22 protein-coding genes are annotated in these 20,339 nt (G+C 63.9%); 11 read left to right on the top strand and 11 right to left on the bottom strand.

The genetic code is table 11. From position 1 onward, the window contains the following. Positions 1-50: 50 nt before the first annotated feature. Together P8R33_RS06920 and P8R33_RS06915 are read right to left on the bottom strand one after the other, a co-directional pair. Entirely contained in the window at positions 51-737 is a 687-nt protein-coding gene (locus P8R33_RS06920; RefSeq protein WP_278328259.1) for a CDP-alcohol phosphatidyltransferase family protein, read from the bottom strand. Positions 738-803: 66 nt separating this feature from the next. Continuing rightward, a complete protein-coding gene (locus P8R33_RS06915) occupies positions 804-2,183 on the bottom strand; it encodes a DEAD/DEAH box helicase (RefSeq protein WP_278328258.1) in 1,380 nt (459 codons plus the stop codon). A gap of 306 nt (positions 2,184-2,489) precedes the next feature. Here P8R33_RS06915 and P8R33_RS06910 point away from each other — a divergent pair, with 306 nt between their 5' ends. From P8R33_RS06910 to P8R33_RS06900, 3 genes are all read left to right on the top strand, one after another. Continuing rightward, complete coding sequence (locus P8R33_RS06910) at positions 2,490-2,684, top strand: cyclic nucleotide-binding domain-containing protein (RefSeq protein WP_278328257.1); 195 nt, start codon at positions 2,490-2,492, stop codon at positions 2,682-2,684. Between the two features lie 117 nt (positions 2,685-2,801). After that, positions 2,802-3,203, top strand: a complete 402-nt coding sequence (locus P8R33_RS06905) for a Crp/Fnr family transcriptional regulator (protein WP_278328256.1) — start codon at positions 2,802-2,804, stop codon at positions 3,201-3,203. 63 nt (positions 3,204-3,266) lie between these two features. Continuing rightward, positions 3,267-3,506: a DUF6894 family protein gene (locus P8R33_RS06900; RefSeq protein ID WP_278328255.1), complete on the top strand. Its 240-nt coding sequence runs from the start codon at positions 3,267-3,269 to the stop codon at positions 3,504-3,506. 417 nt (positions 3,507-3,923) lie between these two features. On the opposite strand, the gene P8R33_RS06895 is transcribed toward P8R33_RS06900, so the two are convergent. The 3 genes from P8R33_RS06895 to pgi all read right to left on the bottom strand — a co-directional run bounded on the left by P8R33_RS06895 (position 3,924) and on the right by pgi (position 6,800). Beyond that, complete coding sequence (locus tag P8R33_RS06895; protein ID WP_278328254.1) at positions 3,924-4,907, bottom strand: calcium/sodium antiporter; 984 nt, start codon at positions 4,905-4,907, stop codon at positions 3,924-3,926. 63 nt (positions 4,908-4,970) lie between these two features. Further along, a complete protein-coding gene (locus P8R33_RS06890; RefSeq protein ID WP_278328253.1) occupies positions 4,971-5,162 on the bottom strand; it encodes a hypothetical protein in 192 nt (63 codons plus the stop codon). A gap of 81 nt (positions 5,163-5,243) precedes the next feature. Further along, entirely contained in the window at positions 5,244-6,800 is a 1,557-nt protein-coding gene (gene pgi, locus P8R33_RS06885; RefSeq protein WP_278328252.1) for a glucose-6-phosphate isomerase, read from the bottom strand. A gap of 70 nt (positions 6,801-6,870) precedes the next feature. On the opposite strand from pgi, the gene lepB reads away from it, so the two are divergent. The 4 genes from lepB to P8R33_RS06865 all read left to right on the top strand — a co-directional run bounded on the left by lepB (position 6,871) and on the right by P8R33_RS06865 (position 9,648). After that, positions 6,871-7,689, top strand: coding sequence for a signal peptidase I (lepB, locus tag P8R33_RS06880; protein ID WP_278328251.1), 819 nt, complete (start codon positions 6,871-6,873; stop codon positions 7,687-7,689). Beyond that, a complete protein-coding gene (gene rnc / locus P8R33_RS06875; protein WP_278328250.1) occupies positions 7,686-8,360 on the top strand; it encodes a ribonuclease III in 675 nt (224 codons plus the stop codon). The genes lepB and rnc overlap by 4 nt, the downstream gene beginning before the upstream one ends. 106 nt (positions 8,361-8,466) lie before the next feature. Beyond that, entirely contained in the window at positions 8,467-9,363 is an 897-nt protein-coding gene (gene era / locus P8R33_RS06870; protein WP_278328249.1) for a GTPase Era, read from the top strand. Positions 9,364-9,471: 108 nt separating this feature from the next. Then, positions 9,472-9,648, top strand: a complete 177-nt coding sequence (locus P8R33_RS06865) for a hypothetical protein (protein ID WP_278328248.1) — start codon at positions 9,472-9,474, stop codon at positions 9,646-9,648. Between the two features lie 102 nt (positions 9,649-9,750). Here the strand turns inward: P8R33_RS06865 and P8R33_RS06860 are convergent, their stop codons facing one another. The 4 genes from P8R33_RS06860 to plsY form a co-directional block, all read right to left on the bottom strand. Further along, entirely contained in the window at positions 9,751-9,933 is a 183-nt protein-coding gene (locus P8R33_RS06860; protein WP_278322337.1) for a hypothetical protein, read from the bottom strand. After that, positions 9,933-12,515, bottom strand: coding sequence for a type I DNA topoisomerase (gene topA, locus P8R33_RS06855; protein ID WP_278328247.1), 2,583 nt, complete (start codon positions 12,513-12,515; stop codon positions 9,933-9,935). Before topA ends, P8R33_RS06860 begins: the two co-directional genes overlap by 1 nt. Before the next feature lie 561 nt (positions 12,516-13,076). Next, positions 13,077-14,171: a DNA-processing protein DprA gene (gene dprA, locus P8R33_RS06850; protein WP_278328246.1), complete on the bottom strand. Its 1,095-nt coding sequence runs from the start codon at positions 14,169-14,171 to the stop codon at positions 13,077-13,079. Beyond that, positions 14,168-14,773 carry a glycerol-3-phosphate 1-O-acyltransferase PlsY gene (gene plsY / locus P8R33_RS06845; RefSeq protein WP_278328245.1) on the bottom strand — a complete coding sequence of 202 codons (606 nt, stop codon included), beginning with the start codon at positions 14,771-14,773 and terminating at the stop codon, positions 14,168-14,170. The genes dprA and plsY overlap by 4 nt, the downstream gene beginning before the upstream one ends. 118 nt (positions 14,774-14,891) lie before the next feature. On the opposite strand from plsY, the gene murI reads away from it, so the two are divergent. From murI to P8R33_RS06825, 4 genes are all read left to right on the top strand, one after another. After that, positions 14,892-15,686 carry a glutamate racemase gene (murI, locus tag P8R33_RS06840; RefSeq protein ID WP_278328811.1) on the top strand — a complete coding sequence of 265 codons (795 nt, stop codon included), beginning with the start codon at positions 14,892-14,894 and terminating at the stop codon, positions 15,684-15,686. A 109-nt stretch (positions 15,687-15,795) separates the two neighbouring features. Next, positions 15,796-17,016, top strand: coding sequence for a 5-aminolevulinate synthase (gene hemA / locus P8R33_RS06835; protein ID WP_278328810.1), 1,221 nt, complete (start codon positions 15,796-15,798; stop codon positions 17,014-17,016). Positions 17,017-17,062: 46 nt separating this feature from the next. Further along, on the top strand, positions 17,063-18,256 hold the full coding sequence (locus P8R33_RS06830; protein WP_278328244.1) for a cell wall hydrolase: 1,194 nt from the start codon (positions 17,063-17,065) through the stop codon (positions 18,254-18,256). Positions 18,257-18,319: 63 nt separating this feature from the next. Beyond that, positions 18,320-19,015: a nitroreductase gene (locus P8R33_RS06825; RefSeq protein ID WP_278328243.1), complete on the top strand. Its 696-nt coding sequence runs from the start codon at positions 18,320-18,322 to the stop codon at positions 19,013-19,015. On the opposite strand, the gene P8R33_RS06820 is transcribed toward P8R33_RS06825, so the two are convergent. After that, positions 19,012-19,626 (bottom strand): 2-hydroxychromene-2-carboxylate isomerase, encoded by a 615-nt coding sequence (locus tag P8R33_RS06820; RefSeq protein ID WP_278328242.1) that lies wholly within the window; start codon positions 19,624-19,626, stop codon positions 19,012-19,014. The genes P8R33_RS06825 and P8R33_RS06820 overlap by 4 nt on opposite strands. Beyond that, entirely contained in the window at positions 19,623-20,321 is a 699-nt protein-coding gene (locus P8R33_RS06815) for a glutathione S-transferase N-terminal domain-containing protein (RefSeq protein WP_278328241.1), read from the bottom strand. Before P8R33_RS06815 ends, P8R33_RS06820 begins: the two co-directional genes overlap by 4 nt. Positions 20,322-20,339: the final 18 nt, after the last annotated feature.

Genomic DNA, 20,339 nt, shown 5'->3' with positions numbered 1-20,339 from the left:
CGGAAATTGGGATAGACGGCCATTTCGTTTCGACAGACCGAGAGGCAGCGTCAATTTCGCGGCGGTTCTTCCACCGCCAGTCGCCTTGCGACCTGTACCGTCTGGATGACGAACAGCGCCACCAACAGGCAGCCTACCGCTCCGACAAACAGGTCGAAACCGTTGAGCTGCCAGAGGATCGGCGCCTCGGGCCCTGCATAATACATCGCCAGGGTCAGCGCGATGAGGACAAGGCGCAGCTCGGTGGGTCCGGCATTCATGTAGGACAGCCGCAGCTCGCCGAGAACGCGAACCGACAGGAAGGCATGAATGGACATCAGCAGATATCCGGCCAGGGCGATGAGCGCGACCTCGAGTTCGACGTAGGGGCTTAGTCCGATGCCGACGACCAGCAGCGTCGTCGCCAATCCATCGCAGCTATGATCGAGGAAATAGCCATATCGCGGGCGTTCGATCTTCCGGTAACGCGCCAGACTGCCGTCGAGCGAATCTCCGAACCAGTGAACCACATATCCGGCCACTGCGAGCCAGAGCCAGTCGCGGTCCGCATTGCTTCCAAGATACCCCACGAATACCAGAACCGCTCCGACCATGCCCAGAGCGGTCAGCATGTCGGGCGAAACCCGCCGCGGCAGCCGCGCGCATAGCCAGTTGAGAGCCTTGCGCTCGACGCGAGCGACGAGGTTTTCCTGGATGCGGTCGATCGGAGTTATCTTCGGTTTGAAACCCGATTCCATCAGTCAGCTCCAGCCTGCCGTAGATCTAAGGATATTTGCGCGTGGCGGGCACGAGTGTCCAGTCGGTCAGCCCTGCGCCGCACGCGAGCGGTTGCGATTGCGGTTCCGGTTGCGGCCGCCACCGGGCTTCCCGCCCTGCGGACGGCCCTGCCCTGCGCCGTCGGGCTTGCCTTTGCGCGCGGTGTGCTTCTGCTTCGGCTTGGGCTTCTTCGCCGCGCCGCCCGCAGGGCGCACCTTGGGTTTGGCAAGACGCGGTTTCTGTTCGCGCTTGGTCGGGCCGACGCCTTCCACCACGGCGCGGAAATTGTCCGGTAGCGGCAAGCGCTCGAACTCCGCATCGGTCTTCTTGCGGATATCCTTGAGATAATCGCGCTCGTCCTCGGCGCAGAAGGCGATCGCCACGCCATCGCGGCCTGCACGCGCGGTACGGCCGATACGGTGGACGTATTGCTCGGGCACGTTGGGCAGCTCGTAATTCAGCACGTGGCTGACGCCGGGAATGTCGATCCCGCGGGCCGCGACATCGGTCGCGACGAGGATCGGCGTCTTGGCGCGCTTGAACTCGTCGAGCGCGCGTTCGCGCTGCGGCTGGCTCTTGTTGCCGTGGATGGCATTGGCCGGGACGCCCGCCTGGCCGAGCTTCTTCACGATACGGTCGCAGCCATGCTTGGTGCGGGCGAAGATCAACACACGCTCGAACTTGCCGGGCACCTCGTGGCGTTCCTTCAGGATCATCTCGAGCAACGTCTGCTTCTCATCCTGCTGGACCATGAAGAGATACTGGTCGATCCGTTCTGCCGTGGTGCTTTCGGGCGTCACGCTGACCTTGACCGGATTGCGGCAATATTTGCCGACCAGCTCCTGGATCTGCTTGGGCATGGTGGCACTGAAGAACAGCGTCTGCCGGTCTTCGGGCACCAGCTGGCTGATGCGGCGCAGCGCGTGGATGAAGCCGAGGTCCAGCATCTGGTCCGCCTCGTCGAGGACGAGGATCTCGACCTTGTCGAGGGTGAAGGCCTTCTGGTCGATGAGGTCGAGCAGGCGGCCGGGCGTAGCGACGAGGATGTCGGTGCCGCGATGCAGCTTGTTGCGGTCCTTGTTGACCGAGGTGCCGCCGACGATCGACTGGACCTTGAGGCCCGCCATCGCGCCGTAATCCTTGGCGCTCTGGGCGATCTGTCCGGCGAGTTCGCGCGTTGGCGCGAGCACCAGCATGCGGCAGGACTTGAACGGCGTCTGGTTGTCCGCCTCGCGCAGATTGTCGATGCTCGGCAGCATGAAAGCCGCGGTTTTGCCGGTGCCGGTCTGGGCAATGCCCATCAGGTCGCGACCTTCGAGGACCGGCGGGATGGCCTGCGCCTGGATCGGCGTCGGCGTGTCGTAGCCCTTCATGTCGAGGGCCTGGAGTACGGGCTGCGACAGCCCGAGGTCGGTGAATTTGGTCATGAATACTCGCAAAATATGCGGCGCGCAGACGCAAGGGTCGCGCGGCGCGGGGGTTGGAACCACCCGCGTGAAAAGGGAAGTCTTGGAAACTGGACCGAGGCGCGGCCGGGGCGATGGATGTCTCTCCTATCGCCGCTTCACGCTGGCTAGCGCGCTTCGATGGCCGCCATGTGGATGCTGCAGTGCAAAAAGTCAATCTAATGCGCGCATAATGCGATGCCCTGTAACTTTTGTTATTGCGCCTGACCGATCGAATTGGACAGGCGTTTGACCAACAAGGCGCATGATCCGGGGGGAAGACCGAGAATGAGCACTCCGCTCGAAAGACGACTTAGCTGCTTCACCGATCTGGATGGAGACGATCGCGCGATCCTTACCGAGCTGTGCTCCGATGTTCGCACGCTGAGTGCCGGGGACGATCTGATCGAGGAATCTGCTCCACCGAAACAGGTCTTCATTCAGCTGGAAGGGTGGGCTTTTCGTTACAAGCTGCTGCCCTAAGGCAAGCGGCAGATTACCGGCTATCTCCTGCCGGGCGACATTTGCGATCCCTTCGTCTTCGTCCTTAAGCGGATGGATCACGGAATCGGTGCTCTCAGCGACCTCAAATGTGCAGCGGTGTCCAAAGATCAGATTCTCGAGGCCTTCAATTCGAGCCCGCGCATCGCGAGAGGTTTGTGGTGGTCGAGCCTCGTGGACGAATCGATCCTGCGCCAGTGGCTGACAAATCTGGGTCAGCGCTTCGCTTACGAACGCATGGCGCACATCTTCTGCGAACTATGGCTACGCATGACAATCGTCGGGCTTGCAGACGGCGACGAATTCCACCTGCCGCTAACGCAAAACCAGTTGGGCGATACGATCGGACTTACACCGGTCCACGTCAATCGAACCCTTCAGCGCATGCGCAGCGAGGGTCTGATCGAATTCGAACAGCGGCGTCTGAAAATTTGCGACATCGACAAGCTAAAGGATATCGCTGAATTCAACAGCGACTATCTCCATCTGGAACGCCGTTGATCGAACCAGCACGGAAATACGGAATACTTATCTATCTTCGAGCGTTTAACAGAAGGAACTATTATGGACAGCTCGATGCCGCGCTACTTTTTCGACTTGCACGACCATTCGAGCGAGTTCGACCGGCTTGGCACGGAACTCGATAGCCAGCGCGCGGCACAGGTCGCAGCTGTCGAATTTGCGGGCGAGATCCTGAAGAACGAGCCATCGATCCTTGATAGCAAGGGACTGGCTGTCGATGCGCGGGACGAGGATGGGACCATCCTCTTCACCGTACACATCGAGCTCGTCGATCACCGTTGAACCGGCTCACCAGCCACACCTCTTCCGGACCGAGATTGGTCAGATGGCATAGAGGCCGACCGTCTTCGTAAAGATCGGCGTCCAGCCCTTGCTTCTTGCGAGCGACGACATCCAGCACGCTCGCCGGGCAGACAGATTGGAATTCAATCTTGTGTTCGACCTGGTGTCGATTTTCCCTGTAGTGCAACACGTATCTCGGCATGGGCCCCTCCCGAAAAAGAACGCAACCGACGCCCCGCAAAAGCGGGTGGACGAACAGATGGGTCGACAATTTGTCGCTGTTTGGGACAGTAAGATCGTTCGTCCTACGGTCGGCTGCCGCAACTTAATATCTTAAGAGATGCACGTGCGCGATAACATGCATTAGCGATGCGAAAATTTTTCGCATGCTGAGCGTGGATCGCGAGAAGGTATCCCTCAGACCAGACCGGCCGTGACAGCGAGGAAGGCAACATAGCCCACAACCAGCAGTCCGCCCTCGCGCCGACCGAGCCGACCGCCAGTGTAGGCGAAAATAATGGCGACGATCGATGCGGCGAGCAGCACCCAGAGGTCCACCGTCATGATCCCGCCGGGTATCGGGCCGGGGGCGACGAGGCCGGTCACGCCGCCGATGAAGAAGATGTTGTAGATGTTGGAGCCCAGCACGTTGCCGAGCGCGATGTCGCTCTCCTTGCGGAAGGCGGCGATGGCGCTGGTGGCGAGTTCGGGAGCCGATGTGCCGGCAGCGACCACGGTCAGGCCGATGACTTCGTCCGAGACGCCCAGCCGCGCGGCCATGTCGATGGCGGCATCGACGAGGATGTAACCGCCGGCAACGATGATGGCGGTGCCGACCACGAACAGCAGGATCGGCACAGCGATGCCGGCCGTGCCGCTACCCTCGGGATGGAGTCCCGGATCGGCATGCTCGGCAGCCGCGGTGCGCTGTCCTGCCGCCGAAGCGCCGGCGCTTGCCGTCTCCTGCCGGTAAGCGAGAGCGAGATAGGCCGCGAGGATCAGCAGGAATGCGCCACCGGCCAGTTGCGAGAGACCGGTGGTAGAACCGGCGAGCAAAAGCAGAAGCACGCCGCCGACCCCCACCATGCCGTCCCGCCACAAGGCGTTTGCACCCACGGCAATCGGCGCAATCAGCGCTGCGGTGCCGAGGATCAGCAGGATGTTGGCGAGGTTCGATCCGACGATATTGCCGATCGCGATACCCGGCGATCCGGCGAGCGATGCCTGCACGCTGGCCGCGAGTTCGGGCGTCGAGGTTCCCAGTCCTACGATCACCAGACCGACCAGCATCGGCGAGAGTCCGAACCTTTCGGCAAGTCGCGAAGCACCGCGAACCAGCAGTTCGCCGCCCAGCAGAAGCAAGGCTAAACCCGCGAGCAAGAGCAGGATAGTCGTCGTCATAGAGCCGGCGCTTAGGCCAAGCGCCGCGCACTTTCCAGCACGCACTTCAATCGCCATGCCAGCCTAATCGTTGGCGCGCTTCTCCGCACGGGTGAGGAGGCGCGCGAGACTTTCCGCGACCGCATGAAAATTATGCTCGGCATGCGACAAGGCGCGCGCGTCGCTAGTTTCCTTCGCTGCCTTCCGGACTGCTTCCAGCCGGTCGTAAGCCTTTCGGAACTCCTGCAGCATCAATTCCCGGTCGGCCAGTGCCAAGCGTCATTCCCCTCACAGCAATGGGCGCCGGATAGCTCAATACGTTTAATTAAGTCAAATATTTCAAATGTTAAGGCCACTCTAAGCCTGCTGCAATCCGGCGATACTAAGCAATGCTTCGGTGCTTGCATCGAAGCTCTCGCCGCCTTGCTCGATCGCCTTGGCCATCTGCTTGCCCAGTTCCACGCCGAACTGGTCGAACGGGTTGATTCCCATCAGCACGGCATTAGCGAAGGTGCGGTGTTCGTGAAACGCGATCAGCGCGCCCAGTGCCGCCGCGTCGAGGTCGTCGCACAGGATCGTCGCCGAGGGACGGTCGCCGGGATAGTTGCGCGCCGGATCCAGGCCCTTCTTCCCTGCCATCAGCGCCGCGCCTTGCGCGAAGCAATTCATCAGCAGGATGCGGTGATGCGCCGGGTCGAGATCGTCGCCCGGCGCGATGCTGGCGATGAAGTCCACCGGGATCAGATGCGTGCCCTGGTGGAGCAGTTGGAAGACCGCGTGCTGCGCATCGGTTCCCACCCCGCCCCAGGTGATCGGCGCGGTCGGCCCGTCGACGGGCTTCATGTCGGCGGTCACACGCTTGCCGTTCGATTCCATCTCCAGCTGCTGGAGGTAGTCGGGGAACAGGCCGAGCCGCTCGTCATAGGCGAAGACCGCCCGCGTCTGGCAGCCGCGCACGCGAGTGTAATAGAGATCGGCGAAAGCCGCGCGCAGCACGAGATTGGTTACGCCGTCGGTGTCGCGGAAATGCTCGTCCACCGCCTTGGCCCCTGCCAGCATCGCTCGGAAATCGTCCATCCCGACGGCCATGGCGATGGGAAAGCCGATGGAGGACCAGATCGAATAACGCCCGCCGACGCTTTCCTGGAACGGCAGGATACGCGTCTCGTCCACGCCCCATTCGACAGCCCCTTGGGGATTGGCCGTCAGCGCGATGACGCTGCCCGAGGGGTCCGACACGCCGTTCTCGCGCAGCCATTTCAGCGCGCTTTCCGCATTGGTCATGGTCTCGATGGTCGTAAAGGTCTTGCTGGCCACCGCTATCAGCGTTTTGGCGGGATCGCATTTCGCAAAAGCGGCCTCCAGCGCCACGCCGTCGATGTTGGAGACGACGTGAACGTCGCAATAGCTGAGGTCGCGAGAGAGTGCGTCGACGCCCAGCGCCGGGCCCAGCGCGCTGCCGCCGATACCGATGTGGATCAGGTGCTCGATCTCTCCCAGCGCGCCCTGATGGATCGCCTCGACCAGCATGCCCATGCGGTCGATCAGCGCGGCGGCTTCCTCGACCTTCGCCTCGTCGCCGGTTCCGCGCAGGGTCGCGTGGTCGGCCGCCCGACCCTCGGTCGGATTGACCACCTCGCCGCCGAACAGCTTCGCCCGCATGCCCGCGAAGTCCATCGCCTCGGCCAGCTCTTCGAAAGCAGCGATCACCGCGCGGTCGAGATGCGTTTTCGACCAGTCGAACAGGATGCCGCCCTCCTCCAGCTCGATCCGGCCCGAAAGCATCGCGACACGCTCGTCCCCGCCCGGCTCGTCCACCCCCTCGCCGCCGTCGCGGCTCGCGCTGAACAGCTCGCCCAGGGTCGGGCGCGGCAGGTTTTCGAGAGTGTCCCAGAGTTCGGCAGCGGTCGGCATGGCGGGCGAAAATCCTTTGATGGTTGCGAGGGCTGCGACTAGGGGACTGGGCGATGATTGAGAACCCCGCATGACAGCGAAGAGCGCCGAAGCAAGTTCCGCCGACGAGCCGAAACAGGAAAGCTGGGCCAGCTTCCTGTGGTTCTGCGCCAAGCTGGTGCTGGCCGTGCTGCTGTTCCGCACGCTGGCCTTCAGCTTCTTCACGATCCCCAGCGAAAGCATGCTGCCCAGCCTGCGCACCGGCGACTATCTGATCGCGGCCAAGTGGCCCTACGGCTATAACGAGAATTCGCTGCCGCTCGGCCTGCCTGGGCCCGACGAGCGAATATTCGGCAATGTGCCGGAGCGCGGCGATGTTGTGGTGTTCAAGCATCCGGTCGACCGCTTCGATTACGTCAAGCGCGTGATCGGCCTGCCGGGCGATACGGTGGCGATGCGCGGCGGGACCGTGTTCCTCAATGGCGAACCGGTGCCGCAGCAGGCAGCACCTCCGATCTTGCTGCCGATGAGCCTCAACACGCAGTGCAACATGCGTGCCGAAGAAGTGCAGACGCCCGATGGTCCTGCATGCCGCTACACGCAGTTCCTCGAGACACTGCCGAACGGCAAGAGCTATCCGGTGATCGACCTCGGCCCCTGGCCCAAGGACGATTTCGATCCGGTGGTGGTGCCCGAAGGCCAGCTGTTCGTGATGGGCGACAATCGCGACAATTCGCAGGACAGCCGCTTTCCCGCGCAGGCCGGCGGCGGCGTGGGCCTCGTCGATCAGCGCCTGCTGGTGGCGCGCGCCAGCATGGTGCTGTGGTCGACGGACGGCAGCGCGGAATGGCTGCTGCCGTGGACCTGGTTCACCGCCGCCCGCTGGGACCGGATCGGGAGCGACATATGACCCAGACACTTGAACCCGAGACCCGCGACTTCCTCGCCACGAACGGCTTCACCGTGAAGGACGAGGCCCGCTGGGTCGCCGCGCTGACGCATGGCAGCATGGGCGAAACACGCGATTACGAGCGACTCGAATTCCTCGGCGACCGCGTGCTCGGCCTGTCCATCGCCGACTGGCTGTTCGCCCAGAGCGAGGCACCGGAGGGCAAGCTCGCCCAGCGCCTCAACGCGATCGTCAGCCGCGAGATGTGCGCACAGGTCGCGCGCGGCATCGGGCTGGCGGACCATATCCGCATTTCCAAGCAGGCGCGCGCCGATGGCGGACGCGACAGCGACAACATCCTCGGCGATGTAGTCGAAAGCCTGCTCGGCGCGCAATTCCTCGACAACGGGTTCGAGGCATCGAAAGAGCTCGTCCACCAGCTGTTCCGCCCGGCGCTGGAAAGCGGTGCGGGCAAGGCCAAGCATCCCAAGAGCGCGCTGCAGGAATGGGCCGCGGGCAATCGCCGCGCGCCGCCGCAATACGAGATCGTCGAGCGCTCCGGCCCCGACCACGCGCAGCGGTTCACCGTCCGCGTCAGTGTACACAAGGTCGGCGAGGCGCAAGGCAGCGCGACCAGCAAGGGCGAAGCCGAAAAGGCCGCCGCACAGGCATTCATGGAGCAGTTCGGATGACGTGTGCGACTGTCCTTCGACAAGCTCAGGATGAGCGGGTCTCGCTCCAATTTTTAAATCCGTTCAGCCTGAGCCTGTCGAAGGCCACGCGCCGTGGGGAAAAACAATGACCGACACGAAATGCGGCGTCGTCGCCGTCCTCGGCGCGCCCAATGCGGGCAAGAGCACGCTGGTCAACCAGCTGGTCGGCCAGAAGGTCGCTATCACCAGCGCCAAGGCACAGACCACCCGCGCGCGGATGATGGGCATCGCGCTGCACGGCAAGACGCAAGTGATCCTCGTCGACACGCCCGGCATCTTCGCGCCGAAGCGCCGGCTCGACCGCGCGATGGTCAGCGCCGCGTGGGAAGGCGCGGAAGCGGCCGATGCGGTGCTGCTACTGGTCGATCCGGTCAAGCAGCGCCGCCACGAGCTGGAGCCGCTGCTGGAACAGGTCGCCAGCCGTCCGGAGCGCAAGATCCTGGTTCTCAACAAGGTCGATGTCGCCAAGAAAGAGCCGTTGCTCGCGCTGGCGCAGGAGCTGGGCGAGAAGGTCGACTTCGCGGAGATCTATTTCGTTTCCGCCCTCACCGGCGACGGCGTGCCGGAAATGAAACAGGCGCTGGCGGACCTGATGCCCGAAGGCCCGTGGATGTATCCCGAAGACCAGGTGAGCGATGCCTCCGAACGCCTGCTCGCCACCGAAATCACGCGCGAGCAGCTCTACCAGCAGCTGCACGAGGAACTGCCTTACGACAGCGCGGTGCGGCCGGAGAAATACCTCCAGCGCAAGGACGGCAGCGTCGAGATCCACCAGCAGATCGTGGTGATGCGCGACAACCAGCGCGCCATCGTGCTCGGCAAGGGCGGCAGCCGCATCAAGTCCATCGGCGAAGCAGCGCGCAAGGAGCTCTCCGAACTACTCGGCCAGAAGGTCCACCTGTTCCTGCATGTCAAGACCGACGAACGCTGGAGCGAGGACAAGGAAATGTTCGAGGAAATGGGGCTGGAGTGGAAGAGCTGACGGCTTCCGTCGACCGCACTTAGCCCATCCGTACTAGCCCGCCTGACCCATCGCGCTCATCGCGTTCGCCCGGCAAGCTGTGCCTCCCTACTCACATGGAGGCATGCAATGACGTTCATCAAGGATATGAGTGACGCCGAAACCCTTGCAGTGGCCGGCGGCAATCCTGCTCCGGGCCAAAGCTGGTACGACTATCTGATGGAACGCTATCCCGGCGGCGAATGGGTGGGGAACAGCTTCTATCCGAACGGCGCACCGGACATGGAATCTGGCTACGATCACTAGTCGACCGGCTTCTGATTAGCCGATACGTAAAAAAGGGGGCGGCGCCGGTTCATCCGACGCTGCCCCTGTTCTTGCAGCTACACATTGATGGGCGGTCGCGGGCTAGCGCTTCTTCGCCACCTTTATCTTGTTCTTCTTGGCGAAATCCTTGGTGGATTCCTCGCTGCGGCCCAGCGCCTTGGCGATCTGCTTGAGGCCCTGACCCTTGGCGGCAAGCGTGCGAAGCTGGCCCGCCTCCTCGCCGGTCCAGGGCTGCTTGTGGCGCTCGAAATGCTCCTTGCCCATCAGTCGGCCGCCTTCTTCGCGGCAGGCTTTTTCTTCGGAGCGGCCTTTTTCTTGGCCGGGGCCTTTTTCTTCGCAGCAGCCTTCTTCTTTGCCGGAGCCTTCTTCTTTTTCGCCGGCCCCTTCGCCGCACGGGCGTCGATCAGTTCGATGGCCTGCGCCTCGGTCAGGTCCTCGGGCTTCATGTCCTTGGGGATCGTCGCATTGGTCGTGCCGTCGGTGACATAGGGGCCGTAGCGACCCGGCATGACCTTCATCTCGGCCCCGCTGGTCGGGTGTTCGCCCAGCGTCTTGATCGGCTCCGCCTTGCCGCGCCCGCCGCCCTTGCGGTTAGCCGCTTCGGCGAGCAGCGTGACCGCCGCGTTCATGCCCGTTTCGAAGACATCGCGGGTCGATTGCAACTTCGCATATTTCCCATCGTGCCGCAGGTACGGCCCGTAACGCCCGATGGCGGCTTCGATTTCCTTGCCGGTCTCCGGATGTTCGCCGACGATGCGCGGCAGGCCGAGCAGCTTGATCGCCCATTCTAGATCGAAATCGTCGAGGTCCTTGGGGATGCTCGCGCGCTGCGCCTCCTTGCCCTCGCCCATCTGGACGTAGGGGCCGAAGCGCCCGCTCTTGCGCTCGATCGGCAGGCCGGTTTCGGGATGCTCGCCCATCACGCCATCGTCCGCACCGTCATCGGCATCGGCACCGCCGGGCTTGGCGAACTGGCGGGTATATTTGCACTCGGGATAATTGGCACAGGCGACGAAAGCGCCGTAGCGGCCACCGCGCAAGGCGAGCCTGCCGCCCTCACGGCCCTCGGTCTCACACAGCGGGCAATGCCGCGGGTCTTTTCCGTCGGCGCGTTCGGGAAAGAGGTAATCGGCCAGAAAGCCGTCGAGCACCTCGGTCACTTCCGAGGGCTTCTTCTCCATCACCTCTTCGGTCTTGGGCTTGAAGTCGCGCCAGAAGGCTTCGAGCAATTTTTTCCAGTCCTCGCGCCCGTCGCTGACCGTGTCGAGCTCGTCCTCGAGGCCCGCGGTGTAATCGAATGCGACATACTGCTCGAAGAACCGCTCGAGGAAGGCGGTAAGCAAACGGCCGGATTCCTCGGCGAAGAAGCGATTCTTCTCCATGCGGACGTAGTTGCGGTCGCGCAGGGTCTGGATGGTGCTGGCATAAGTGGAGGGGCGCCCGATGCCGAGCTCCTCCAGCCGCTTGACCAGGCTCGCCTCGGAGAAGCGCGGCGGCGGCTGGGTGAAGTGCTGGTTCGCCTCGACGCCCTTTTTCAGCGGGCTGTCGCCCTTGGAGATAGCCGGCAGGAGGCCGTCCTCGTCATCGTCGCCCGCATCGTCGCGGCCTTCCTGGTAGACGGCGAGGAAGCCGGGATATTTCACCACCTGCCCGGTCGCGCGCAGCTCGTGCCGGCCGGTCGGATCGCGCAGGGTCACGCTGGTGCGTTCGAGCTGGGCAGCGGCCATCTGGCTCGCCATCGCGCGCTTGTAGATGAGGTCGTAGAGCTTGCCCTCGTCGCCAGAACCGGCGCGGTCGCGGTTGAATTCGGTCGGCCGGATCGCCTCGTGCGCTTCCTGCGCATTCTTGGCCTTCGTTTTGTACATCCGCGGGCTGTCGGGGAGCGCGTGACCGCCATAGCGATCGGCCACCGCTTTTCGGCAGGCGGCGATCGCGCTTCCGTCCATGCTCACGCCGTCGGTTCGCATATAGGTGATCGCGCCGGCCTCGTAGAGCGATTGGGCGAGCCGCATGGTGTGGCTGGCCGAAAAGCCCAGCTTGCGCGCGGCTTCCTGCTGCAGGGTGGAGGTGGTGAACGGCGGGGAAGGATTGCGCTTGAACGGCTTGGTCTCGACCTCCTCGACCGTGAAGTTAGCGCCCTCGACCGCTTTTTTCGCAGCCATGGCGCTGCCTTCGTCGCCGAGTGTCAGCTTTTCGAGCTTCTTGCCGTCGAACTTCACCAGCCGGGCGTCGAATTCGCTGCCGTCCTGCTGCAGCTTGGCGATGACAGACCAGTATTCGTCGGGCCGGAAATGCTCGATCTCGATCTCCCGGTCGACGATCAGGCGCAGGGCGACCGACTGCACGCGGCCCGCGCTCTTCGCACCCGGAAGGCGGCGCCACAGCACTGGCGACAGCGTGAAGCCGTAGAGATAGTCCAGCGCGCGGCGGGCGAGATAGGCGTCGATCAGCGGCTGGTCGAGCTCGCGCGGTGCCTTCATCGCATCGGTAACGGCCTGCTTGGTGATCGCGTTGAAGGTGACGCGGTCGACTTCCTTGGGCAGCGTCTTGCGCTTGGCCAGCAGTTCGCGGACATGCCAGCTGATCGCCTCGCCCTCGCGGTCGGGGTCGGTGGCCAGAACCAGCCGGTCCGCGCCCTTCGCCGCATCGCTGATCTCCTTGAAGCGCTTCTGCTTGTCGCGATAAAGCTCCCAGTCCATCTCGAAGCCTTCGTCCGGCCGCACGCTGCCATCCTTGGGCGGCAGGTCGCGGACATGGCCGTAAGAAGCTAGGACCTTGAAGTCCTTGCCGAGGTATTTCTCGATGGTTTTCGCCTTGGCCGGCGATTCTACGATGACGAGTTGCATTGTGGTTTGGGACGTCCCTTACGTGTGCGTATGCGTATACGCGCGAAAATGGGGTTCGGGTTTCGGGGGCGTCAAGCTGGATTAATCTGCGAAAGACTCAAATCGCCAACATCGACTTTTTGCAGGAGTATCAGTGGGGACCGTTGCATCTTGGATTCGAAATCTCATTGAGTTGAGCATCGAATTCAATCCGGACAAGCATACATCCGCCTCCAGCCATTGCAGGAAGATCAAGTTTGGACGGAACCCATTTCCTTTTTCCCGCATCGGCGACCCCGTAGTCCTGTTGGTCACAGGGATATTCGGCCATGCGATCTCTCTCGCATGCTGTGCGGACCAGTTCGCGCCGTTCGTGGTCACTGGGTAAGTGAATCACGAAAACACCCATGACACTGCCACTTTCCAGCTTGGCGAAGTACTGGGAATATTCGCCTGCCGAATTGACAGCGAGCCCGCTCTCCCGAAAAACTGCCTCCGGTCGATCAGCAGCCCGTTCTCGTGCGGACACACCGCAAGCTGAAATCGAACAGCACATGTAGGCCAGAAAGATCCCTCGACACTTCATGCCAAACTCACCCGCCCTGCAGCATGCCGCTCCAGTCGCCCGGCAATCTCCAGCTCCAACAGCGCCAATTGCACCGCCGCCGCGCTTGTCCCTGACTGACGGATCAGTTCGTCGATGGCGATCGGCGCGGTGGTCAGCAGCGAGGCGATGTCCGCCGGTTCGGCCTCGGCGAGTTCGGACGGCTCGAAATCGAACTGCTCGACCGGTTCGCGGAAGGTGCTGCGCGGGTTTCCGTCGAAGGTGCTCAGCAGCTCGACCACATCCTCGGGCGATTGCACCAGCACCGCGCCTTCGCGGATGAGGTGGTTGCAGCCGTGGCTGCGTGCTTCGAGGGGGCTGCCGGGGATAGCCATGACTTCGCGCCCCGCCTCGCCTGCCAGCCGCGCGGTGATGAGGCTGCCGGACTTGACCGCCGCCTCCACCACCAGCGTGCCGCCCGCCAGCCCGGCGATGATGCGGTTGCGGCTGGGAAAGTGGCTGCCGCGCGGTTCGGTGCCCGGCGGCTGTTCGGCGATCAGCAGCGCCTCGCTCGCGATCCGCTCCTGCAGCTCGGCGTGCTGCGGCGGGTAGGCGATGTCGATCCCGCTGGCGATCACGCCGATGGTGCGCGGGAAGGCGCCTTCATGCGCCGCGCCGTCGATTCCGCGCGCCAGACCGGAGACGACCGTGAAGCCCGCCTCCGCCAACCCCTGCGCAAACTCGCGCGCCAGCTTCACCGCCGCAGCGCTGGCGTTGCGCGCGCCGACCATCGCCACGCAGGGCTTGCCCGCCAGCGTAATGTCCCCGCGCCACGTCAGGATCGGCGGCGCACCGTCGATCTGCGCCAGCAGCGCGGGATAGTCCGGCTGGTCGTGAAAGAGGTATCGGGCGCCTGCCTTGCGCACGCCGTCCACCTCGCGCTCGATCTTGTCGACAGGCGCGGCGCGATATTGCCGACCGCCCTTCTTGCCCAGCTCGGGCAGCGCCTCTAACGCCTCGGCCGCCGAGCCGAAACGCGCAAGCAACTGCGCATAGCTGACCGGCCCGATATTGGGCGAGCGCAGCAGCCGGATGCGGGCGAAAGCCTCGTCTTGCGAAAGCGGCGCGCTCACCCCTTGGAGCCGACTTTCGGTTCGATCCCGGCCATAAGCCGCTTGATGTTCTCGCGGTGGAGCCAGAGCACCAGCACGGCAATCAGCGTCATCACGATGGCAAAGGTGCGCACGTCCATGAACCACGCGGCAATCGCGGTCACCACCACAGCGGCCATCCCGGCGAGCGAGCTGATCCGCGTGATGGCCAGCAGGCCGACCCAGGTCGCTGCGTAGATCGCGCCCAACGGCCACATCAGGCCGAAGGCGACGCCCGCATTGGTCGCCACGCCCTTGCCGCCCTTGAAGCCCAGCCAGACTGGGAAGCAATGGCCGAGCACGGCGAACAGCGCCGCCCAGCCCATGTCCTGCCAGAACCACATGCCGGCAAGGAACACCGGCACGAATCCCTTCAAAAGATCCAGCAGCAGGGTCGCCGCCGCCAGCCCCTTGCTGCCTGTCCGCAGCACATTGGTCGCGCCGATATTGCCACTGCCCTGCTGGCGGATATCGCCCTTGCCCGCCAGCTTCGCGAGGATCAGGCCGAAGGGGATCGAGCCGAAGACGTAGCCGAGCAGCGCGGCATAGAGCGTGGTGATGGTGAAACCGCTTCCGAAATCCATGCGATGTCCCCTAACCGTTCGCCCCAAGCTTGTCGAAGGGCTGCATTTTCTTCTACCCCCCGCGTTTAAGGTGAAGGGCGAACCTTCGACAAGCTCAGGATGAACGGATTTGGATAAATTGTCGCCCTCTGCCCCCATCCTGCTGTTCGATTCCGGCGTGGGCGGGCTGACCGTGCTGGCCGAGCTGCGCGAACTGCTGCCCGATGCTCCGGTTATCTACGCCGCTGACATGGCCGGCTTGCCCTATGGCACCAAGACCGAGGCCGAGGTCGCCGCTCGCGTCGCCGGACTGCTCGGGCGCATGGCGGAACGCTGGCACCCCCGGCTGATCTGCATCGCCTGCAACACCGCCAGCACGATTGCGCTGGGCATGGTGCGCGAGGTGCTGGAGACGCCGATCGTCGGCACGGTCCCTGCGATCAAGCCTGCCGCTGAGATTACCAAGACCGGAACCATCGGCCTGCTCGGCACCGATTCGACCGTCCGCCAAGGTTATGTCGACGACCTCGAACGCGAATTCGCGCAGGGCAAGACGCTGCTGCGCTACGGCGCGAGCGGGCTGGTCGCCTTGGGCGAGGCCAAGCTGCGCGGCGAGGAGATTTGCGTCGACGAAGTGACCAAGGCCGCATCGGGGCTGGTCCTCCAACCGGGAGGCGAGGACCTCGATACCGTGGTCCTCGCCTGCACCCACTTTCCCCTGCTGGAACCTGAATTGCGCGAGGCCTTCGGCAAGCACGTGACCTTCATCGACGGCGCAAAGGGCATCGCCCGCCAGATCGCGCGCCTCGTCCAAGGGCAGGAGATGGAACGCGAGGTGCCCGATTTCGCGGTCACCACCGGACCGATGGACGATTTCGAGGAGCTGACCGAAGCCTTTGCCGCGCACGGCCTCAAGGGCCTCGTTCACCTCTGAACCTTGCGAACGATTCGCAAAGATCGCGGTGGAATTGCGCCGCCATTCGCCCTATGTCGCGCCCGAACTTGGCCGCGAACGCGCGGCGCCGATACGGGACGGTTCCCGCGTGAACTACGACCAGATCTTCGACGAAGCCATAGACCGCCTCCACACGGAGGGCCGCTATCGCGTGTTCATTGACATCCTGCGCAACAAAGGGGCCTTCCCCAATGCGCGCTGCTTTGCCAGCCATAATGGGCCGAAGCCGGTCACCGTGTGGTGTTCGAACGATTACCTCGCCATGGGTCAGCACCCCAAGGTGATCGAGGCGATGGAAGAGGCGTTGCACGACGTCGGCGCTGGGTCGGGCGGTACGCGAAACATCGGCGGCAACACGCACTATCACATCCGGCTGGAGCATGAGCTGGCCGACCTTCACGGCAAGGACGGCGCGCTGCTGTTTACCAGCGGCTATGTCTCGAACGACGCCACGCTCTCGACGCTCGCCAAATTGTTGCCGGGCTGCGTGATCTTTTCCGACGAGCTCAACCACGCCAGCATGATCGCGGGCATCCGCAATTCGGGCTGCGAGAAGCGCGTCTTTCGTCACAACGATCTCGAGCATCTGGAAGAACTGCTCGCCGCAGAGGACGAGGCGACACCCAAGCTGATCGCCTTCGAAAGCGTCTATTCGATGGATGGCGACGTCGCCCCGATCCACGCGATCTGCGACCTTGCCGAAAAGTACAATGCGCTGACCTATGTGGACGAGGTCCACGCCGTCGGAATGTACGGCAAGCGCGGCGGCGGCATCACCGAGCGTGACGAGGCGGCCCACCGCATCGACATCATCGAAGGCACGCTGGGCAAGGCGTTCGGCGTGATGGGCGGCTACATCGCAGCCGACACGCGCATCATCGATTGCATTCGCTCTTACGCACCCGGTTTCATCTTCACGACCTCGCTCAGCCCCGTGCTGGTCGCAGGCGTGCTGGCCGCCGTCCGCCATCTCAAGGCAAGCAGCGAAGAGCGAGACGGCCAGCAGGCCGCTGCGGCCACGCTCAAGCAGAAGATGCGCGATGCGGGCCTGCCGGTGATGGACAGCGTCACCCACATTGTGCCGCTGATGGTCGGCGACCCGGTGCGAGCCAAGAAGATCAGCGATATCCTGCTGGCCGAATACGGCGTCTACGTGCAGCCGATCAACTTCCCCACCGTGCCGCGCGGGACCGAGCGCCTGCGCTTCACCCCCGGCCCGGCCCATACGCCCGCGATGATGGACGAGCTGGTCGATGCGCTGGTCGAAATCTGGGGCCGCTTGGAGCTCGAGCTCAAGCAGGCGGCCTGACGCCCGCACCTGTTTTGCGTTCGCGCGCATTCCTACATTGCCGGTGATGGTCGCAGAACAATCCGACAAGACCGACGGTATCGGGCCATACGTTGCGCTGGCGGCGCTCGTGCTGCTGCCGCTGCTGCTGCTCGCGATCTTTCAGTCTCATCCCGCGCCCGAGCAGAGGCAGGTGGACGCAACAGAGCAGCCGCTCGTGATGCCCGACCTGCCGGCGTCTGCCGAGGACACGGTGCTGACATCCGAACTCGCTGCAGACGACGCGCAGGCTCGGAACGCCGCCGTGCCGGTCGACTCCGACGCGCTTTCGCCCATCGCGCCTTTCGTCTTCCGCGGCGATAATGCCGACCGCACGCGCGCCCGCGATTGCCTGGCGCTGGCAGCGATGGCGGAAGCGGGTGGCGGCGATGCGGACCAGCGCGCGGTGATGCAAGTGGTGCTCAACCGCACGCGCCATCCGGCCTTTGCGAATACGGTCTGCGGCGTGGTGTTCGAAGGATCCCAGCGGCCCACCGGTTGCCAGTTCACCTTTACCTGCGACGGCTCGCTCGCGCGGCGCTATTCCGATGAGGCGTGGCGCAATGCCCGCGCCCGCGCGGAGGAAGCGCTCGGCGGCTATGTCCACCAGGCGGTCGGCACGGCGACGCATTACCATGCCGACTACGTTTACCCCTATTGGTCGCCTTCGCTCGACAAGGTCGCCGTGGTCGGGCCGCATATCTTCCTGCGCTGGAAGGGCGCATGGGGAACGCAGCGCGGCTTTTCGGCCCGCTATGCCGGGGGCGAGCCGGACCCGCTGGCGCTGCGCAGCCGGGCGCAGGCTGTCGAGCGGCCTGCCGACCTCCTCCCGCAACTGGTGGACGAAGGCGTCGCGATCCGCACCATTACCGCTGACGGCGCGAGTGACAGCAGTAGCGCGGCCCCCTCGCCCTCTACGACTGCCAATCCCGGATCGCCCGATCCCGGCGTCCACTTCGTTCTCGTCTCCGGCGGCGATTCGCCGCAAGCACTCGTCGACAAGGCGCGCGCGTTGTGCCCCGGCAATCGATACTGCCAGGTCTATGGCTGGAGCAGCGCTTCGGACATGCCGGGTGAACTGCCCCTCCCCTTCGCCGCGCGCAGCACCCTGCGCTTCAGCTACCTGCCCGCCCGCCAGGGTCGCGACCCGATCGTCTATTTCGACTGCCGCCTATTCCCCGATCCGGCCATCGGCACCTGCCTGCCGCAGGCGCGGCCGTAGGGTATTTTGACCTGCACGCTTTGCACGCTAAGTCCGCTTTCGAAACGCATTCGGGAGAGAGTAATGAGCGGCAATCCGGACATGACATTCGACGAGGTGGTCAACGGCCGCCGCTCCATCCGCGGCTATCTGGACAAGCGGGTGCCGCGCGACCTGATCGAGGAAGTGCTGGCGCTGGCCATGCGCTCGCCGTCCTCGATGAACACCCAGCCCTATAATTTCCACGTCATCACCGGCGAGCCGCTCGACCGGATCCGCAAGGGCAATACCGAGCGCATTCTCGCCGGCGAGCCCGACAGCCGCGAATTCCGCCGGGGCGAACCCTTCGCCGGCGTCCACCGCGAGCGGCAGATCGGCTGCGCGGTCCAGCTGTTCGAGGCCATGGGGATCGAGCGCGACGACAAGGACGCGCGGCAGGACTGGGTGCTGCGCGGCTTCCGCCAGTTCGACGCGCCGGTCTGCGTGATCGTTACCTACGACAAGGAACTCTCCGGCAGCGACGACACGCCGTTCGATTGCGGCGCGGTGACGACGGCACTGGTCAATGCGGCATGGTCGCGCGGGCTCGGCTGCGTCATCAATTCGCAAGGCATCATGCAAAGCCCGGTTGTGCGCGAACATGCGAACATCCCGGACGACCAGGTGATCATGAAGGCCGTCGCGATGGGCTGGCCGGACGAAGACTTCCCCGCCAATCCGGTCAAGATAACCCGCCGCGAGGTGGACGAAGCCGCGCGTTTTGTCGGGTTCGACGACTAGGCCAGCTCGGCAACCTTCTGCCGCACCAGCGGCAGTTGGTCGTTCCCGAAATACATGTGCTCGCTACCGACGAACAGCGTGGGCGAACCGAAGGCGCCGCGCTCGATCGCTTTTTCGGTATTGGTGCGCAGCTGATCCTTTACCGGTTGGCTAGTGGCTTGCTCCTTTAAAGCAGATCCACCGAAGCCGCAGGCATCCGCCACGTCCACCAGCACCGCCGGATCGTCGAGATTGCGGCCCTCGGTGAAATAGGCCTCGAACGCGGCATGGGCGAAACGCTCCAGCGCCTGCTGGTCGTCTTCGAGCGCGCAGCAGAACCGCATGGCGTGGACCGATTTTAGCGGATGATGCTCGGTCGGAAAGTTCATACCTACACCGGCCAGCTGCGCCCATTGCTTCAGCCATTCGAAGCTGCGGGCCAGCTTCGCCGCATTTTCCGGCTTGCGACTCTCATAGACCGTCGGGTTCACCGCATTGAACACCCCGCCCACCAGGAAGGGCCGCCAGCGGATAGTATAATCCAGACCGTCCAGCGCCGGGCGAATATTCGCGAAGGCGAGCCGCGTCCACGGGCTCGACAGATCGAAGAAGAATTCGACCGGGACGCTCATTGCACCCTCGCCTTGTCGGTGCCGAACAGGTTCTTGCGCTCTTCCTCGCTCATCTCCCCGCGCCGCGCCATGTCGCTGCCGAGCGCGACACCGCGCCGCAGCCCCTCGCGCTGCTTGAGCGCATCGTACCAGCGCTTCACATGGGCGAAGTCTGTCAGCGGGATTCCTTGCGCCTTCCAAGTCCGCACCCAGGGGAAGCAGGCCATGTCGGCGATGGTGTAATCCTGTCCCGCTATGTGCTCGTTACCGGCGAGCTGGCGGTCCATAACGCCATACACGCGCAGCGTCTCGCGGTGGAAACGCTCGATGGCGTAAGGCAGCTTCTCCTCGGCATAGAGGTGGAAGTGGCCGTGCTGGCCCAGCGTCGGGCCAAGATGCCCTACCTGCCAGAACAGCCATTGTCGCACACGGGACCGGCCGCGCAGATCATCGGGCAGGAAGCGGCCCGACTTTTCCGCAAGATACAACAGCACCGCACCAGATTCGAAGATCGTCACCGGATCGCCGCCGTCCTCCGGCGCATGATCGGTGATTGCAGGGATCCGGCCATTGGGATTGATCGCGAGGTAGTCCTCCGTGTGCTGGTCGCCCGCAGCCAGGTTCACCCAGCGCGGCTCATACTCAAGGTCGCATTCTTCGAGCATGATGGCGACCTTCCACCCGTTGGGTGCTGGCGCGGTGAAGAACTCGATCATCGGCGGCCCCTCCTCTCT

It is taken from the genome of Qipengyuania flavescens, assembly GCF_029688735.1.
In the GTDB taxonomy this organism is placed as follows: Bacteria; Pseudomonadota; Alphaproteobacteria; order Sphingomonadales; family Sphingomonadaceae; genus Qipengyuania.
The sequence above is the reverse complement of the archived record's forward strand: the minus strand, read 5'-3'. Positions and strand labels throughout refer to the sequence as shown.

Bases quoted from the DNA above. Each gene is read 5' to 3' on its own strand.
- P8R33_RS06920 (WP_278328259.1), bottom strand. From the start codon at position 737: ATGGAATCGGGTTTCAAACCGAAGATAACTCCGATCGACCGCATCCAG.
- P8R33_RS06915 (WP_278328258.1), bottom strand. From the start codon at position 2,183: ATGACCAAATTCACCGACCTCGGGCTGTCGCAGCCCGTACTCCAGGCC.
- P8R33_RS06910 (WP_278328257.1), top strand. From the start codon at position 2,490: ATGAGCACTCCGCTCGAAAGACGACTTAGCTGCTTCACCGATCTGGAT.
- P8R33_RS06900 (WP_278328255.1), top strand. From the start codon at position 3,267: ATGGACAGCTCGATGCCGCGCTACTTTTTCGACTTGCACGACCATTCG.
- P8R33_RS06895 (WP_278328254.1), bottom strand. From the start codon at position 4,907: ATGACGACGACTATCCTGCTCTTGCTCGCGGGTTTAGCCTTGCTTCTG.
- pgi (WP_278328252.1), bottom strand. From the start codon at position 6,800: ATGCCGACCGCTGCCGAACTCTGGGACACTCTCGAAAACCTGCCGCGC.
- lepB (WP_278328251.1), top strand. From the start codon at position 6,871: ATGACAGCGAAGAGCGCCGAAGCAAGTTCCGCCGACGAGCCGAAACAG.
- rnc (WP_278328250.1), top strand. From the start codon at position 7,686: ATGACCCAGACACTTGAACCCGAGACCCGCGACTTCCTCGCCACGAAC.
- era (WP_278328249.1), top strand. From the start codon at position 8,467: ATGACCGACACGAAATGCGGCGTCGTCGCCGTCCTCGGCGCGCCCAAT.
- P8R33_RS06865 (WP_278328248.1), top strand. From the start codon at position 9,472: ATGACGTTCATCAAGGATATGAGTGACGCCGAAACCCTTGCAGTGGCC.
- P8R33_RS06860 (WP_278322337.1), bottom strand. From the start codon at position 9,933: ATGGGCAAGGAGCATTTCGAGCGCCACAAGCAGCCCTGGACCGGCGAG.
- topA (WP_278328247.1), bottom strand. From the start codon at position 12,515: ATGCAACTCGTCATCGTAGAATCGCCGGCCAAGGCGAAAACCATCGAG.
- plsY (WP_278328245.1), bottom strand. From the start codon at position 14,773: ATGGATTTCGGAAGCGGTTTCACCATCACCACGCTCTATGCCGCGCTG.
- P8R33_RS06830 (WP_278328244.1), top strand. From the start codon at position 17,063: ATGGTCGCAGAACAATCCGACAAGACCGACGGTATCGGGCCATACGTT.
- P8R33_RS06825 (WP_278328243.1), top strand. From the start codon at position 18,320: ATGAGCGGCAATCCGGACATGACATTCGACGAGGTGGTCAACGGCCGC.
- P8R33_RS06820 (WP_278328242.1), bottom strand. From the start codon at position 19,626: ATGAGCGTCCCGGTCGAATTCTTCTTCGATCTGTCGAGCCCGTGGACG.
- P8R33_RS06815 (WP_278328241.1), bottom strand. From the start codon at position 20,321: ATGATCGAGTTCTTCACCGCGCCAGCACCCAACGGGTGGAAGGTCGCC.